11 protein-coding genes are annotated in these 16,004 nt (G+C 64.0%); 7 read left to right on the top strand and 4 right to left on the bottom strand.

Translation table 11 applies throughout. The features are described from left to right. The first annotated feature begins 58 nt into the window (after positions 1–58). Together RBA41_RS08065 and RBA41_RS08060 are read left to right on the top strand one after the other, a co-directional pair. The gene (locus RBA41_RS08065) at positions 59–997 is read left to right on the top strand and encodes a LysR family transcriptional regulator (protein WP_306622867.1); all 939 of its coding nucleotides are present in this window, start codon (positions 59–61) and stop codon (positions 995–997) included. A 653-nt stretch (positions 998–1,650) separates the two neighbouring features. Next, positions 1,651–2,022, top strand: coding sequence for a hypothetical protein (locus tag RBA41_RS08060; RefSeq protein ID WP_306622865.1), 372 nt, complete (start codon positions 1,651–1,653; stop codon positions 2,020–2,022). A gap of 86 nt (positions 2,023–2,108) precedes the next feature. Here RBA41_RS08060 and RBA41_RS08055 read toward each other — a convergent pair whose 3' ends face one another. Together RBA41_RS08055 and RBA41_RS08050 are read right to left on the bottom strand one after the other, a co-directional pair. Further along, on the bottom strand, positions 2,109–3,473 hold the full coding sequence (locus tag RBA41_RS08055; RefSeq protein ID WP_306622863.1) for a sensor histidine kinase: 1,365 nt from the start codon (positions 3,471–3,473) through the stop codon (positions 2,109–2,111). Continuing rightward, positions 3,467–4,126 (bottom strand): response regulator, encoded by a 660-nt coding sequence (locus tag RBA41_RS08050; protein WP_306622860.1) that lies wholly within the window; start codon positions 4,124–4,126, stop codon positions 3,467–3,469. Before RBA41_RS08050 ends, RBA41_RS08055 begins: the two co-directional genes overlap by 7 nt. Positions 4,127–4,214: 88 nt before the next feature. On the opposite strand from RBA41_RS08050, the gene RBA41_RS08045 reads away from it, so the two are divergent. The 4 genes from RBA41_RS08045 to RBA41_RS08030 all read left to right on the top strand — a co-directional run bounded on the left by RBA41_RS08045 (position 4,215) and on the right by RBA41_RS08030 (position 9,344). Beyond that, the gene (locus RBA41_RS08045; RefSeq protein WP_306622858.1) at positions 4,215–5,444 is read left to right on the top strand and encodes a serine hydrolase domain-containing protein; all 1,230 of its coding nucleotides are present in this window, start codon (positions 4,215–4,217) and stop codon (positions 5,442–5,444) included. 22 nt (positions 5,445–5,466) lie between these two features. Continuing rightward, positions 5,467–5,820: a PDDEXK nuclease domain-containing protein gene (locus tag RBA41_RS08040; RefSeq protein WP_306622856.1), complete on the top strand. Its 354-nt coding sequence runs from the start codon at positions 5,467–5,469 to the stop codon at positions 5,818–5,820. 161 nt (positions 5,821–5,981) lie between these two features. Next, a complete protein-coding gene (locus RBA41_RS08035) occupies positions 5,982–8,033 on the top strand; it encodes a hypothetical protein (RefSeq protein ID WP_306622854.1) in 2,052 nt (683 codons plus the stop codon). A gap of 12 nt (positions 8,034–8,045) precedes the next feature. Further along, a complete protein-coding gene (locus tag RBA41_RS08030) occupies positions 8,046–9,344 on the top strand; it encodes a membrane dipeptidase (protein WP_306622852.1) in 1,299 nt (432 codons plus the stop codon). A 168-nt stretch (positions 9,345–9,512) separates the two neighbouring features. Here RBA41_RS08030 and RBA41_RS08025 read toward each other — a convergent pair whose 3' ends face one another. Next, on the bottom strand, positions 9,513–11,963 hold the full coding sequence (locus RBA41_RS08025) for a TonB-dependent receptor plug domain-containing protein (RefSeq protein ID WP_306622850.1): 2,451 nt from the start codon (positions 11,961–11,963) through the stop codon (positions 9,513–9,515). A gap of 579 nt (positions 11,964–12,542) precedes the next feature. Further along, positions 12,543–13,724 carry a PepSY-associated TM helix domain-containing protein gene (locus RBA41_RS08020; protein ID WP_306622847.1) on the bottom strand — a complete coding sequence of 394 codons (1,182 nt, stop codon included), beginning with the start codon at positions 13,722–13,724 and terminating at the stop codon, positions 12,543–12,545. A gap of 129 nt (positions 13,725–13,853) precedes the next feature. On the opposite strand from RBA41_RS08020, the gene RBA41_RS08015 reads away from it, so the two are divergent. Next, a complete protein-coding gene (locus RBA41_RS08015) occupies positions 13,854–15,992 on the top strand; it encodes a TonB-dependent receptor (protein ID WP_306622845.1) in 2,139 nt (712 codons plus the stop codon). The last annotated feature ends 12 nt before the right edge of the window (positions 15,993–16,004 follow it).

Raw genomic sequence — 16,004 nt, 5'->3', positions numbered from 1 at the left:
TCATGGCGTGGCCGAGACGGGTTTATCGCGTAATTCACATATCGATAGGGAATAGCTTATGTATCACGCCAGCTTCCGCCAGCTCCAGTCGCTGGTTCTCGTGGCCAGGCACGAGAGCGTGTCGAAAGCGGCGGAGGCCATGCACGTGACGCAGCCGGCGGTGTCGCTCCAACTGCGCACGCTGGAAAGCATCACCGGCGTGGCGCTGGTGCGCAAGGACGGGCGCGGCATCCAGTTGACCGCGGCCGGCGAGGTGATGGTCGATTTCGCCGAACGCATCCTGCGTCTGTGGGAGCACGCCGGCGAAGAGCTGTCGGCGCTGCAGGGCGTCACCAGCGGCACGCTGCGCATCGGCGCGGTTACCACGGCCGAGCATTTGCTGCCGCCGCTGCTGGTGCCGTTCACGCTGGAGCGGCCCGACGTGCGCCTGAAACTCCAGGTCGGCAACCGGGTTGAAATCGTCAACATGCTGGCGCGCCAGGAGATCGACGTGGCCATCATGGGCACGCCGCCGCGCGAACTGCGCACCAACGCGGCCCGCTTCGCGCGCCATCCGATGGGCTTCGTGGCCGCCGCCGACCATCCATTGATGAAGAAGCGCAAGCTGACGCTGGCCGATGTGGTGGGCGCCAACCTGATGGTGCGCGAGCGCGGCTCGGGCACGCGCACGGCGGTGGAGCGGCTGTTCAAGGAGGGCGGGCACGCGCTCAATTTCGGCTCCGAAGTGTCGTCCAACGAGGCGATCAAGCGCATGGTGTCGGCGGGCCTGGGCGTGGGCTTTTTGTCGGTGCACGCCTGCGCGCTCGAATTCAAATCCGGCTTGCTGCGCATGCTGCCGCTCAAGGGCAATCCGGTCGACGCCGACTGGCAGGTGATGCACCTGGCCGGCCAGCCGATCCCCAAGGTGGCCGCCGCGTTCCAGGATTTTGTGATCGAACACGGCCAGGAACTGGTGCGCAGCGAGCTGGAAGGATTTTACCAGCGCAGCGCCAGTTAGTCCGGCCGCATCCTCCCTACTGTACGATGGCATGCCGTCTGTCCACGGTCAAGTCAGAGAAATGTAGTCTCCACATGGCAAAAGCAGGATCATCTCAAGCGGTACCGGAAGAGTTATTGCTGAAGTAAGTGAGATCGCGTGCGCAACGCCGCGTTCTTTTGCCGCATGGCGATGGCACCTGACGGCTGAGCACCGTATAGCTCAGGAATTCCCCTCTCCGATCCACGTATTGCTTTTCCTTGGCGGCACAGCCCGCCTCGAAAAGCCGGGCAGCGCCTTGCCTCCGGTTGACAGCGGCCGTGTCGGCACACCGGTGCCACGGCTGGTTGAACTGGCCTCGTGCGCCGGCTTATCCTCGCCGCTCCGCGCACCCCGTAAAACGCATCAGATTGATTGAGCTGTCCCAACGGAGGCTTGAAAGATCGCGACATGATGGGAACTAACTCCGGGTGCCATGGCGTGATGCGAGAACCATGGATCGAATCAGAAGCGCTGTACGAGCGGTACGACGAGGAGAGCCTGGTTCAATCGCCACCGTCGGCCTGGGAGCACCAGCAGGGGGAGGATTCATCTCAATTGAATATATCTCGAGAAAGTCAGCCAACCCGCGCTCTGAAAGCGTGGTTCGTGTACCTGGAAAAAAGGGAGTCATCATGTCTAAGCAAATCACCCTGAAAGCCGTTGTGTTGACGGTTACAATGTTCGCGTTAGCTGGATCAATGCACTCTGCGTGGGCACAAAACGCCAAGACTTGCCGTTCATCCGAGGGGCGCTGCCAAACCGGTACCGTCAATGCTGGTGCGGACAAAACGATCGCTTACCGGTGCACGATCAATATCGCATACGCTCCCGATCTTGGTCATTGCAGGATCGTCGATGCCGAAACCGGCAGGTTTGTCTTGAGCGACAACTTCAGAGGTGATACCAATGACCATGAAGTCAAAACCCGCACGACAGGTGCGCATTATTGCGTAGTAGACGCACTCGGACCGGACAGGGGAACTGTGTACTGCAAAATTCAATAGGCGCGTGTAATTCGTCAGCTATCGGCCTGGAACGCCAGGCACCCTTGAACCGGCACGGCAGCCGCGCAAGTCATCGGCGGTTCCCATCATGGCGGCGCCGCGATCCGCACGACGAAGCGGCAACCGCGCCCGCCCGGACCTGGCATCAGCGTGACCGTGCCGTTCATCCGCAAGGCGGCCTGCTTGACGATCGCCAGGCCGAGGCCCGAGCCGGTCTTGTCCTGCGACCTGGCGCGGTAAAAGCGCTCGAAGATATGCGCCCGGTCCGGCTCCGCGATACCCGGCCCGTCATCGGCAACGGCGAGCGTCAGATAGCCGTTGTCCTGATCCAGTTCGACGCCGATATTGGCGCCGGCATGCGCGTAGCGCAGCGCGTTGTCCAACAGGTTGTTCAGGATCGATTGAAACGCATGCACCTCGAGTGTGAACGGCAAGCGCTCGGGCGCCTCCAACGCCAGTTCGATGCCGTTTTCCATCGCTGTCGGCGCCGCCCGCGCCAGTTCGTGGCGCACCAGATGGGCCACGTCGATGGTACCGGTGTCGCCGATGTGCGTGCTGTCCACCCGCGCCAGCGCCAACAACTGCGCAATCAGGTGCGATCCGCGCGCAATCGCCTGATCGAGATGGCGCTGCGCCTCGCGCCGCCCCTCCAGTTCAGGCTCGACGGCCAGTACGTGGGCCTGGGCGGAGATGACTGCCATCGGCGTGCGCAGTTCATGCGCGGCGTCCTGGACGAAGCCATGTTCGCGGGCGATTTTCTCGCGCAGTTGCGCAAGCAGGCGGTCCAGCGCACCCGCCAGCGGCGTCAGCTCGGCATAGATCGGATCGACGCCGGTGGGCGACATGTCGTCGGTGCCGCGCGCGGCGATCCGCTTGCTCATTTGCCGCAGCGGGCGCATGCCGCGCGAGACGGCAATCCAGACCGGCAGCAGAATGCAGGGAAAGGCGATCAGCAGATAATAGACCAGGTCGCGCGTGATCGACATCAGCAAAAAGCTGTCGTCCACCCTCGACCCGGCCACCGTGACCGTCCAGCGCCCGGCCGTGCCCTTGAAAACCCGGAACGACCTGCCATCGACACGTGCCGTCGTCAGCGCGCCGAGGTCGCCGTCCGGCAGGGCGGGGCCGGCCGCGGGGGATGAATACAAGCGCGTTCCATCCTGATCGTTCAGCTGGATCAGCATGAGTGCCGGAATGTCGTAGGTGCGGTAGAGCCGCTCGATCTGTTCCGATGTGGCTGCGGCGACGGCGCGTGCTTCTCCCGCATTGTCGAGCCGCGCCAGCGATGCGCCCAGTCCCTGTCCCACCTCCTGGATGCTCTTGTCCGTGACGGCCGGATCTACCGCCTCGATGAATATCACCGCCAACAACAACATCCAGGCGATGAAAAACGCCATCATCAGCGCCAGGACCACGCGCCTGACCAGCGTAGGGCGCAGAAAATTCAGCATGGGACGAGCATGTAGCCAACCCCGCGCACGGTGCGAATCCGGTGCCCGCCTATCTTGCTGCGCAGGTTAAAGATATGCACGTCGATGGCGCCAAAGTTGACCGGCTCGCCGAGCGGTTCGAGGCGCTCGGACAGGGCGCTTTTCGACACCACGACGCCCGGTTCGCGCGCCAGTTCCAGCATCAGCTGAAATTCGCGGCGCGACAAATCGACGGGATTTCCGGCCAGCCGCGCCAGATAGGACTTCGGCTCCAGTTCCAGATCGCCGATGGTCCACACTTGCGTGGACTGCTGCGCATAGCGGCGCAGCACGGCGCGCATGCGGGAGGCCAGTTCCACCGTGGCGAAAGGCTTGACGATGAAATCGTCCGCACCGCCGTCGAGTCCCGCGATGCGCTCTTCCAGTGCGCCGCGTGCCGTCATGATAATGATGGGAATTGCCACGCCCTCGCTGCGCCAGCGGGCCAGCAGCGTTTGCCCGTCGCCGTCCGGCAGCGACAGGTCCAGCAGAATACAGGCGTAATGGAGGCCTTCGAACGAGCGGGGCGCGTCGACGGCCTGGCGCAGCCACTCGCTGCTGAAACCTTCCAGACGGAGCGCTTTCTGCAGGGCTCGACCGAGGTCGAGATCGTCTTCAATGATCAGTATGTGCATCGCGCATTATAGATTGTGCCGTCTTAAGATTTGCAAAAGATGACTGTTGCGATAATCGCGTCTTACTTTGAACCGAAGAAGGAGTCGCATGAAATTGTTATCGTATCTACCTGGCGCAACGCAGTCCGTCACTGGCGCCGCTTTCATTGCCGTGCTGGCCGGATGTGGCGGCGGAAGCAGTGGCGTCGTAACGTCGAATGCCGGCAAATCGCTCACTTGCGCGGCGCAGCGGCCCGGCGCATCGGTGGCCGAAGTGCTTGCTTGCAGCAACGATCTGAATGGCAAACTCGACGCCGCCATGAAGCCTTTCATGGCCGCCAACGGCATCACCGCCGCCACGGTGGCGGTGGCCAAGGATGGCGTCATGCTCGCCGAGCGTGGCTATGGCCATCGCGATAGCGCCGGCCAGGTTGCCCTGCCGGCCGATGCCCTGTTCATCACCGCCAGCATCGTCAAGCCGGTCACCGCCGCGGCGATCCAGACACTGGCGCGCGAGCGCAAGCTCGCCCTCACCGACCATGTGTTTTGTACCGGGCTCAACGCACCATGCTGGCTGGCGCGCGAACTGCAGCCGGCGTTGCCCGATGCCCGGGCAGGCGCGATCACCATCGCGCAGCTGCTGGAACATCAAGGTGGCTGGGATGCCGACATCAGCGGCGACCCGATGCAATCCGAGTTCGATATCCAGCAATCGCTCGGCTTGTCGGCGCCGCCGCAACAGGACGATATCATTCGCTATGTCCTGCGCCAGCAACTCGATTTCGTCCCCGGTACCAAAACGGCTTATTCGAATTTTGGCTATCTGTTACTCGGACAGATCATCGAAAAGGCGTCCGGGGCGGGCTACGTACGCTACGTTCAAGAAAACATCATGGGGCCGCTGGGCGTTCCAAAGGACGATTTCCAGGTGATGCGCTCGCTGATACGCGACCGGCATCCGCGCGAACCGCAGTACATCACCACGATCATGGCGCCCAGCGTCTTTTTCCCGGGCACCACTGTCCTGGCGCTCGACGGCGCCGTCCGGGCCGAGAATTGGGCCCCGGCCGGCCAGATCATCTCCACGGCGAAGGCGATGACGCTGTTCGCGGCCCACTACCGCATGCCGGACGGCGTGCCGCTCGCCGGCGCGACACATAATGGTGGATTCAGCGGCGCCGATCCCGGTGTTTCAACCGTGCTGCGCCAACTCTCCTCAGGCATCAGTTATACGGTGATGATGAATAAGCTGGCCGACAACAATCCGTCAGGCGACGCATCGTATCAGCTCCAGGCGCTGCATCGGATCGAGGCGGCGCTCAAGGACGCGGGCCTGTAGCGCCGCGCGGATCGTCGCGCAGGTGGCCAATTCGGGACGCTGTGCGTACCGAATCGAGTTGGACCACTTACCGCACGCTGCTCCTTGTCGACAGCGACACGGCCAGGGTGTGGTACATGGACGAAGCGGCCGCGCAGCACTGGAGTTCGCGCGCGCTCGAACGCTCAGGCGCGGGCCGGACGACAATCCGACTGTCGGCATCATTCTATGCAGCCACAAGGACGCGTCCATTGTGCGCTATTCCGTCCTGCACGGTAATGAGCAATTGTTTGCCAGCAAATACAAACTGGTACTGCCCAGCGAGGATGAACTCCGGGCCGAACTCGACCGCGCCCAGCTGCAACAGGCGCAACAAGTACGACAGGCACAACACTGAACGCCATGCGCGTGGCTGCCGGCCGCGCGCGGTTCGTCCGGCTGTGTTTGATAGCCCTCAACCGCTCGGCGACACCGGGGCTGTAGTCTGGAACCTGAACCTGGGGGGACAGTATGGCTTCGCTTTGGCGCACTTTGGCATTACTTCTTGCGGTCTCGGGTATGGCCGCTTTTCCAACCCGGCTGGCGGCGCAATCGACCATCGCCGAGTCCGGGCGGCGCCTGCTGCCGCCTCCGGACTGGCTACCGCGGCAACCCGAGCCGCGGATCGACATCTCGCGCCAGATGCCCCGGCACTGGGACTTCGAAGACGGCACCCTGCAAGGATTCACCTTCGAAGCGGTCGGGCGCGACACCGGCAGCGCTTTCCACAATCAGCCCACCTTCGGCGATAACGTCTCCAGCAGGCGGGCCCTGAACACGGCGTCGCTGCGCCTGCCGCCAGACCCCTGCGCCGGCCTGGTCCTGGACGAGGCGATCACCTGCGAATTTGGCGCGGGCGCGCAATTATCCTACCTCAAACGGCTCAACGTCGATTTCACGCGTCTGCGCAACAATCTTGCGACGGTGGGCGGCAATTACGCAAATGCACCTTTCCCGATCGGAAAGAAAGGCCTGTACTGGCTCGGCACCGCGGAACACCGGCCCTCCGCCTATGCCAAGGCCAACAACATGCGCCATGCCATCCCCTCGCATCTGCCCCCGATTGGCTGGGGTGACATGCAGGATGAGCGCCGCGTGGGACGCATCGTGTCACCGGAGATCGAACTGCAGCACGACTATTTCCACCTGCTGGTGGGCGGGGGCTGCACGTCCGATGTCGGCGTGTATCTCCAGCACCGCCGCCCGGTGCTGGGCGAGGGGGCGATCGGCCGCGACGACCTGCCCGGCCTGCGCGGCCTGCCGGGCACCGGCGGCGGCGGGCGCAGCGCACCGGCCTTGTCCTTTGTCTGGGAGACGCTGCTTGACCGTGGCGGGCAGCCGGTTGCCGCGCGCGGCCACTGCATCGAAAACATGGTCCGGGTGTCGTTCAACATCGGCAATTTGCGGGGAACCAGGGCGCGCATCATGATCGAGGACCGGGCCACCGGCCCCTGGGGCCACATCAACGTGGACGACATTTGGCTGAGCAATACCGCGCCGGCGCCAAGCTCGCGCGATACCGATCCGGTATGGGGCGTGGCCGACCTGCATGCCCATCTGATGAACGAGAAAGCATTCACCGCCTACGGCGCGAATGGCCGCATTCCGGAAGCGCGCGCGCTGTGGGGCAGCGCGTTCGGCCCCATCAGTTCATTGGGTAACTGCAACGACACCCATACCACCAATGACCTCCATTTCAACCCGCACCAGGACGAACTCCTGGGCACCACCTACACGCTGTGCCGCGATGTCTGCCTGAATTTGCTCGAAGGCGCCGGCGTGCCCGACCTGCCGGGCGACCAGCTGTCGCAGGACGGCGTGTTCAAGGGCTATCACAACAACCACGAAAGCGGCTACCCGACCTTCAGGAACTGGCCGATGTGGTATTCGTCCATCCACCAGCAGATGCACTGGACCTGGGTCGAGCGCGCCTACCGGGGTGGCGTGAGGCTGATGGTGGCGGCAGTGGGCAACTCGGAAGTTGTTTCCTTTGCCATGGTCAAGGAGAAAAACCTGCCGTTCAGCTCCGACCAGGACGCGCTGGCGCTGCAAATTCCTGCCATTAAGGAATTCGCGCGCCTCAATGCCAGTTGGGCGCAGGTCGCCTACACGCCGCAGGAGGCACGCCGCATCATCAACAGCGGAAAGCTGGCGATCGTCATCGGCGTCGAGCTCGACCACATCATGGACAGCAAGCACTGCGATCCCGGCGTCACCACGCTCGCCCACCACACGGCGCGCGAATACGCCCACCCCGGCCCATGGGCGTCGCAAATGGGCGTGGCCCTGGGCTCCGGGGGCAGCATCGCGTCGGCCACGCAGCTCATCGGTGCATCGACCCGCGTCATGCACACCGACGCGCATCCCCAAACCTGTACGCCATCCCAGATCGAGTCGCGCGTCGATGCGCTATACCGAGAAGGTGTGCGTCATGTCATTCCGCTCCACTTTGCCGACAGCATGCTGGGCGGCTATGCAATCACGGGCGACCTGTTCGTCGCCAGCACCATCTTCGGCGACCCTTCGGCCCGCCTGCCCACGCTGATGACGCAGGACGAGCTGACCGCATAGTACGGCAACAGCGTGCGCCCGTTCGTGCCCTTGCCGCGCGAAATCTATCCTGGCGAGAATCGCGACCGCGAGGAGCGCTGGCGGCGCGCGCTCCCGCTGTCGTTCAAATTGTCGGAAGTGACGGTGCCGATCTGGGCGAAGCTCGCCCCCGAGAGCATTCTCGACGGCAGTCTTGTCCCGCCGGGAATCGGGCGCACGATTGTTCAGCACGTGACCGGACAATGCATCGACGATGACGTCGGACGCGGAATCGCCGCCTTCTTCTCTCTCGGCGCGAGCGAACTGTCGTGCGCGTTGTCGACCCTGACGGCCGCGGCCATCGACGCCGCGCGCAACACCCTTCCGTATGAAGGTGCGACCGATACGCCCGCCATGGTGCCGCTCGCCCTGGATCGGGTGAAACGCGACCTGCCGTTTCACGTCAACGCGCGCGGCCTGAGCGGCGATGGCGAACGCTTCGTGCGCGCGATGATGCGCCGCGCAATGCTGATCGACATCCAGCACGCATCCGAACGCACCAAGAATGGCATCCTGGCAGTGACCGGCCCTTATCCCGTCATGGCATCGCATGGCGGCGTACAAATCGGCCAGACGCGCCACACCGAGAACGTCCTGTCGCGCACGCAGATGCGCGACGTCTACGCGCCGCCCGGCGGCTTCACGCCCGGGATCGTGGGGCTCGGCATGCAGTCGTCGAGTGCATTGGTGGAGCAGATCAGGGAAGTGGCCACGGGCGGCTCGCCGTCCGAAGCACAGCGGAACATAGCGCTGCAAACGCGCGGCGTGGCGCTCGGCAGCGATTTCAACGGCCTGGACTGGCACGCCGCCCCGCGCTTCGGCCGCTTCGCGTTCTATCACGGCACCGGCAGCGGCAACCCGGCGCGCGAGCGCAGCGAACGGCAGCGGGCCGGGCGCCATGGCGGCATCGGCAACCGGGTCAACTATGCCCCCTATCCGGCCGCGACCAATCCGTGGGCAGGCACCGTGCCGGAATGCGATCCTCCCTGCCGCAGCTGGAGCGCCCGCGCGTCCACGCACACGCCGCTGAACGCCCACCAGGTGACCCGCAATGGCGTGACGACGCGCAGTTTCGACATCAATTACGACGGGCTGGCGCACTACGGCATGATCCCCGACTTCCTGCAGGAGCTGACAGTGCTTGGCACCCGTGCCGAAGAAATGGGCACGTTGTTCCGTTCGGCCGAATCAATGATCAAAATGTGGGAAGAATCGTGTTTTCTGGCGTATCAGGAGGGCACTACCCCGGCGAGCCTGGTGCGCGGATGTGGAAAACGCCGCTTGTACGAATAGGCCGCCATTGGTGCACCGCCCGCATGGGCAGGTGTGTACGCAATGTACAGGGAGATGAGGCAGGAACCGGTCGGCGGTGCGCTGGATGTGTTTTCCAGCGCACCGCTAACCAGGCATGCCCCGCCGGTTCAAGACGTGAACATCTTTACCGGCGCGATCATCGAATGATCAGAAGCGCACGTTGAGCGACATATTGTACGCGCGGCCCAGCTGGCTGAAATGCGAGCCATCGTAGGTCACGATCGGGTAGCGTCCGTTGAAGGTGATCAGGTTGACCTGGGTTTCGCGCGGCGTCATGCCGGTCTTCGGATCCTTGGTCGTGCTGTTCAGGATGTCGTTGCCCTTGGCGGTGTTGTTGACCGGCTTCAGTTCCCACTTCGGCAGCACATCGAACATATTGTTGACGTTGAACGACAGGGTGGTGTTGTTCGTCAACTGGTAGTTGAGCGCGAAATCGGTCACGGTGCGGGTCTTGAACTTGACCATCAGATTGTCGTCCAGGCCCGCATTGCGGAACTGGGTCGGGCCGTACAGCGTGTTGTTGAGCGAAAAGTTCAACTTGCTGTAATCCAGATCGAGGCCGAGCACCGTCTTGTGCTTCGGACGCGAGGTGAACATCAGCGCTTCCTGGGTCGCGTCGAGCACCGACTGGCGCGCGGCGGCAATCGCCGGCGGGTTGTTGATGTCGCCGTCACGCTCGTTTTTCAGCGTGTAGTTACCCGACAGGTTCACCGCCAGCTTGCCGTCCAGGGCAGGGATATTCCTGCGGCTGACCACATAGTCGATGCCGGACGTCTGGCTGTCGAGCGCATTGGCGAAGAAACTGAGCGAGACCACGCCGCCGGCGGCGAGGATCTTGTCCAGTTCCTGCGCCGAATCGCCCGTCGGCTTGATTTCCTTGCCCAGGATGATGCGGTCTTTCAGCGAGATATGGTAGTAGTCGAGCGTGACGCTGGTGTTGGCATCGGGCGTCAGGCCCAGGCCCAGGGTCAGGTTTTTCGACTTTTCCGCTTTCAGCTGCGGCACGTTGAGCGCGCGCGCTTCGGACGACATATTGTTGGTCAGGCCCGATACCTGGATGCCCGAGCCGGGCACGAAGGCGTACTGCTTCTTCTGGGTGTAAATCTGGTGCAGCGACGGTGCCCGGAAGCCGCTCGAGAGCGAGCCGCGCAGCGTGACCATGTCGCTGACCTTGTAGCGGGTGCTCAGCTTGCCGACGGTGGCGTTGCCGAAGTCGCTGTATTTTTCGTAGCGGCCGGTCAGGTCGATCAGCCACTGCTTGGTGATGTCGAACATGCTGCCGCCGTAGACACCGTAGTTCTTGCGGTCGGCCGACAGGGCATTTTCCGGCATGTTGCCGGCATACGAATCGGCGCCGCCTGCGGTGTAGGAAGCGAACTCGCCGGCGATGACGTCATACTTTTCCCTGCGCAGCTCGGTTCCGGCATACACATTGATGGAATCGCTGACCTGCTTGGAAACGTCGGCATTGACGACCGTGTGGCGAAAGCGCGTGCCGCCGGCGTCGAAACTGGTCGGCGAACGCGGGCCCGGGGTCTGGCCCGCGGCGATGGCGTCGAGGCGCGCGTTTTCGATGCCGCGGTTGACCGAGTTGTGCACTTCATAGGCTTGCTTGTTGCCGCCGATGGTCAGGCTGATGTCGCCGTTCCAGTCGCCCACGGAAAACTTGGCGCCCAGGGTCGCGTTGTAGTCGTCGAGCTTGCCGATGAAATCGGGCACATAGCCGACATACGGCTGGTCGGCCGCATGCAGCAGGCCGAAGTCGGTCGGACGCCAGTACGGCGTGCGGTAGTTGGCGAAGCTGTTGACCTGCTTCTTGACGTAGGCCGCGTTGCCGTAAATGCTGAACTCGTCGGTGATGTCGAGACGGCTGTTGACCAGGAACTTGTTGGCCTTGGTTTCAGGCGAGCCGTTGATGTTGCCGGCGGTCGGGTACTTGGCCAGGAAGGGCAGCACGTCCTTTTGCAGGTCGGCGCCGAAGTCGGCGGCGTCGCCGCGCCCGTCGACGATGCCCGAGCGTTCGGCCAGGCCGACCTTCGAGACGTCGATGGTGTAGTTGACGAAGCCCTTGTCGGACAGGCGTATGCCATGGTTCAGGCTCAGGGCCCCCATCTTGCCATCGCCTTCGTGGGTCATGCCGGCGCGCGCGGTCAGCGAGCCGCCTTCGGGATTGTCTTTCAGGATGATGTTGACCACGCCCGAAATCGCGTCGGAGCCGTATTGGGCCGACGCGCCGTCGCGCAGCACTTCGATGCGCTTGATCGCGTCTTGCGGAATGGCGGAAATGTCGGAACCGCTTTCGCCCCGGCCTGGCGAGGTCTGGGTGTAAATCAGCGCGCTCGAATTCTTGCGCTTGCCGTTAATCAGGATCAGGGAACGGCTCGGGCCCATGTTGCGGATCTCGTAAGGATCGAGCAGGGAGGTGGCGTCATTGACCGGGGTCTGCACGGTGTTAAACGATGGCACGCGCATGCCAAGGGCCTTGTCCAGCGAGATCTGGCCAGTCTTGTTCAGGTCTTTGGTGTTGATGATGTCGACCGGCACCGGGGCATCGACGACGGTGCGCTGCGAACCGCGGCTGCCGGTTGAAACAATCACGACTTTCTGAATTTCTTCCGCAGGGGCTGCGGCGGGGGCGGCAGTATCGGGAGCGGATGGTTGAGGCGGAGGGCTTTGCGCGACGGCGGCGCCGGTGGATAACAACATGACTGCAATTGGAAAAGTCTTTTTCATTAAAATCTCTCTTAGCGGATGCAGTTCGATCAAGAAAAGTTAAAGCGGTCGCCTCACCCTGGATGGGAACGGGTGAAAAACAGGCGACCTTTGCAGCCTTGTTGCGTGAGGTGGATTTGTTTCAGATGTGCCTGCCGTGGCGTGATCTGCCTCGGATGCAGCGAAAAACGCGGACACCTCCCCCATGTTCAATGTTTGTTTTGTGGAAAATTAATTAACAACGATTGCCGCATCTAATCTATAGACAGAATGTAAGAATGTCCATGAAATTGGACTGTGGGGCAGGTGGAGTGAACAGAATACAACGAGGGTAGGCAGGCCGGCTTGTCAGCCGGAGAATGCAAGTTTCGCGAAAGGTAAACCGTATAACGTGTTTGTCCGATGCCGCCGGCGTCGGTGGCCAACGGGACATCGCGCCATGGATGGCGCAACATCACCGTCAGCTCAAGCGGCGAGGGGCTTGGCCTTGCGCTTTTTGGGGCGGTGCAGCTTGATCCAGATAACCAGCCCGGTCACGAAGAACATCAGCGGCACCACGCCGAAGATGCTGATAAAGGTGCGCCCCGCGATGCCGAACGCTTCGCCGGTGTGCAGCGGGAACATCCAGCTCAAGAATGTATCGCCGGCCGGGGCGCGCTGCGGGTCGACCGTGCGCAGCACGCTGGCGTCGCCGGCGTCGATCGACACGCGCGTGGCGCCGTCGCCGGCGCGCAGTTCGCTTGGTTGGCGCAGGCGGATTTCATAAGGCTGGCCGGGCTTGGCCGGCAGCGCCAGGCGCGACACGCGTGCGTTCGGGAACTGCGCCTGCGCCACCGCCATCGCCTCCGATGGGGCAATCGGCGCCGCCTCCGGCGCGCTGCGGTTGACCGGCTTGGCGGCGGGGGACAAAGTGGCCACCGCGCCCACCACCGGCAGCACCCATTGCGGCAGATTGAAGTACACGCCCGACACCGCCAGCACCAGCAGCACCGGCGCGGCAAAAAAGCCGCCGGCGCGATGCAGCTGGAAGTTAAAGCGCGGCCAGTTGCCGCCATGGCGCACCGTCAGCGCGCCCTTGATGGCGGACGCCGTCATGCGCGGCCACCACAGCACGATGCCGGTGATCGAGAGCAGCAGCAGCGCCACCCCGGTCACCCCGATCACGGTCTTGCCGGTGTCGCCCGCCACCAGGTAGCGGTGAATGTGGAACAGGGTCGACATCAGCTGCGGGCGCGAGAAAGCGAAACCGCCCCAGGTGCGCTCGCCGGTCACGGCCAGGGTGGCCGGGTCCAGCATCACCTGGCGCGACACGGCCACGTTCCAGGTCGACGCCTGCTGCTTCGGATCGCGGTACCAGGCCACGAACACGTCGCCGGCACGTTCCGGGAACATCAGCTGGCTGGGACGCCCGTACTGCGGATCGCGCAGCAGGCGCTCGGTGGCCGCCTGCACGGTGGCCGGCGCCACGCGCATGGGGGCGCCGCGCGCCATGCCGGGCGGCGGCGCGACCTGCAGCAGGGTGGGATTGAGCAGCACATCGAGTTCGTGCATCCATGCCAGCGCGCTGCCGGTCAGGCCGAGGACGACGAGGATGGTCCCGAAAATCAGTCCGGCCCACAGGTGGACAAAGCGGATGGCGGGTTTCATGGGAAGGAACAATCGAGGGCAGGGCACATCGTATTTAATGCTTCTTGAATAATTGAATGGGAATCGTTATCATTCACATTGTACTCCGAATGTCAACACATCTGTCCCACCATCAAGGATTTTCCCCGTATGACCACATTGACGCCCCTTTCCCGCGCGGTTGCGCTGGCCTGCCTGCTGATGGCGAACACCGAGGCGCTGGCCCAGCAAGGCGCCGGCGCCGAGGCCGCATCCTCCGGCACGGTGGTGGTCACGGCCACGCGCGGCGCCAAGGCCGTGGACAAGATCCCGGGTGCGATTTCGGTCATCGGCCAGCAGGAACTGGCATCGCAATACCTGATCGCCGACGATCCCTCGCAGGCGCTGGCGACCTACGTGCCGGGCTACGCGCCGAGCCGGCAGAAAATGACCTCGACCGGCGAATCGCTGCGCGGACGCCAGCCGCTGATCCTGCTCGACGGCATACCGCAATCGAACCCGCTGCGCGCCGGCTCGCGCGAGGGCTACTTTGCCGACAGCGCCATCATCGAGCGCATCGAAGTGATCAACGGCGCCTCGGCCATGCAGGGCATGGGCGCGACCGGCGGCATCATCAACTACATCACCAGGACCGCGCGCGCCGACGGCACCACGCATGGCCTGAACGTGCGCGCCTCGAGCCAGCTGCGCTCCGATAACCTGGACTGGAAAACCGGCTACAGCGTCACCCACAAGGATGGCGGCTTCGACCTGCTCGGCTACGTCGGCCTGCAGCGGCGCGGCATGGGCTACGACGGCAACAAGCGCCGCCTCGGCATCGACAACGTCCAGGGCGATACTCTCGACAGCCGCGGCGACGACCTGTTCCTCAAGATCGGCCAGCGCTTCGGCGCCCAGCGCGTTCAATTGAGCCTGAACCGCTTCAACCTGCGCGGCGAGGGCGACTACAAGAACGAGCCGGGCGTGGTGGCCGCCGGCGTGACGACGACATCGCTGCCGGGCCGGGCGCCGGGCGAGCCGCCGCGTAACAAGGTGCGCAGCGCCAGCCTCGATTACCGCCACGATGAACTGTTCGGCGGCGCGTTCAGCGCGCAGCTGTTCAGCCACGATTTTGAAGCGCTGTACGGCGCCACGCCGGTGGCGACCTTCCAGGATGTGCGCCTGGCGCCGGTCGGCACCCTGTGGGACCAGTCGCAGATCGTGGCCGACAAGCGCGGCGCGCGCATGACCTGGGTGCGGCCCGACATGCTGGCCGATGGGCTGGAAATGACGGTCGGCCTGGACATCCTGCACGACAATACCCTGCAGCGCCTGGCCGCCACCAAGCGCACCTGGGTGCCGCAGCTGCAATTCACATCGACGGCGCCGTTCGCGCAGCTCGAATATGAGATCGGCCCGGTGACGCTGCGCGGCGGCGTGCGCCATGAGCAGGCCAGGCTCACGGTCGACACCTACACCACCCTGGCGGCCTACGGCAGCCGGACGGTGGTGGGCGGCGAAACCGAGTTCTCGAAGTCGATCAGGAATATCGGCGCGGTGTGGCGCTTCGCGCCGCGCTGGTCGGCCTTCGTGGCCAGTTCGGAAGGCTTCGGCCTGCCCGACGTCGGCCTGGTGCTGCGCGGCGTGAACACCAGCGGCAAGTCGGTGGCGACCCTGATCGACCTCAAACCGATCATCACGCGCAACAACGAAGTGGGCGTCAACTGGCGCGGCGCGCAAGGGCAGGTGGGCCTGTCGCGCTACGATTCGCGCTCGAAGCTGGGCAGCGTGCTGCGCGTGAACGCGGCCGGCATCGGCTCGGTCGAGCGGGTGCCGACGGTGGTCAAGGGCTGGGAAGTGTCGGGCGACTGGCGGCCGGTGAAGACGGTGTCGGTGTTCGGCAGCTACGCCGTCACCGACGGCAAGACGGCGGCCAGCCAGGGCGCGCCGCTCGACCTGGCGCTGTCGGCGCGCTCGCAGGGGCCGGACAAGGGTGTGCTCGGCGCGAACTGGCAGTTCGCGCCCAAGGCCCAGCTGCGCGTGCAGGCGAGCCACCTGCGCGACCGCGACATCAACATCGGACGCAGGGTCGGCACCAGCAACCTGGAAGAGCACTTCAAGGGCTACACCCTGGCCGACATGGCGCTGATTGTCGACAGCGCGTACGGGCGCATCGGGGTAAGCGTGGAAAATGTGCTCGACAAGCAGTATGTCGGCTACTACTCGCAGTCGGCGGCGGCGCTCGATGCGACCGGGACGTTTGCCGGCCGCGGGCGCACCCTGGCGGTGAGCTGGAACCGCACCTGGTAACACTGCGCGTCG

Origin of the sequence: Massilia scottii (assembly GCF_030846495.1) — a bacterium.
Lineage (GTDB): Bacteria > Pseudomonadota > Gammaproteobacteria > Burkholderiales > Burkholderiaceae_D > Telluria_A > Telluria_A violaceinigra.
The sequence above is the reverse complement of the archived record's forward strand: the minus strand, read 5'-3'. Positions and strand labels throughout refer to the sequence as shown.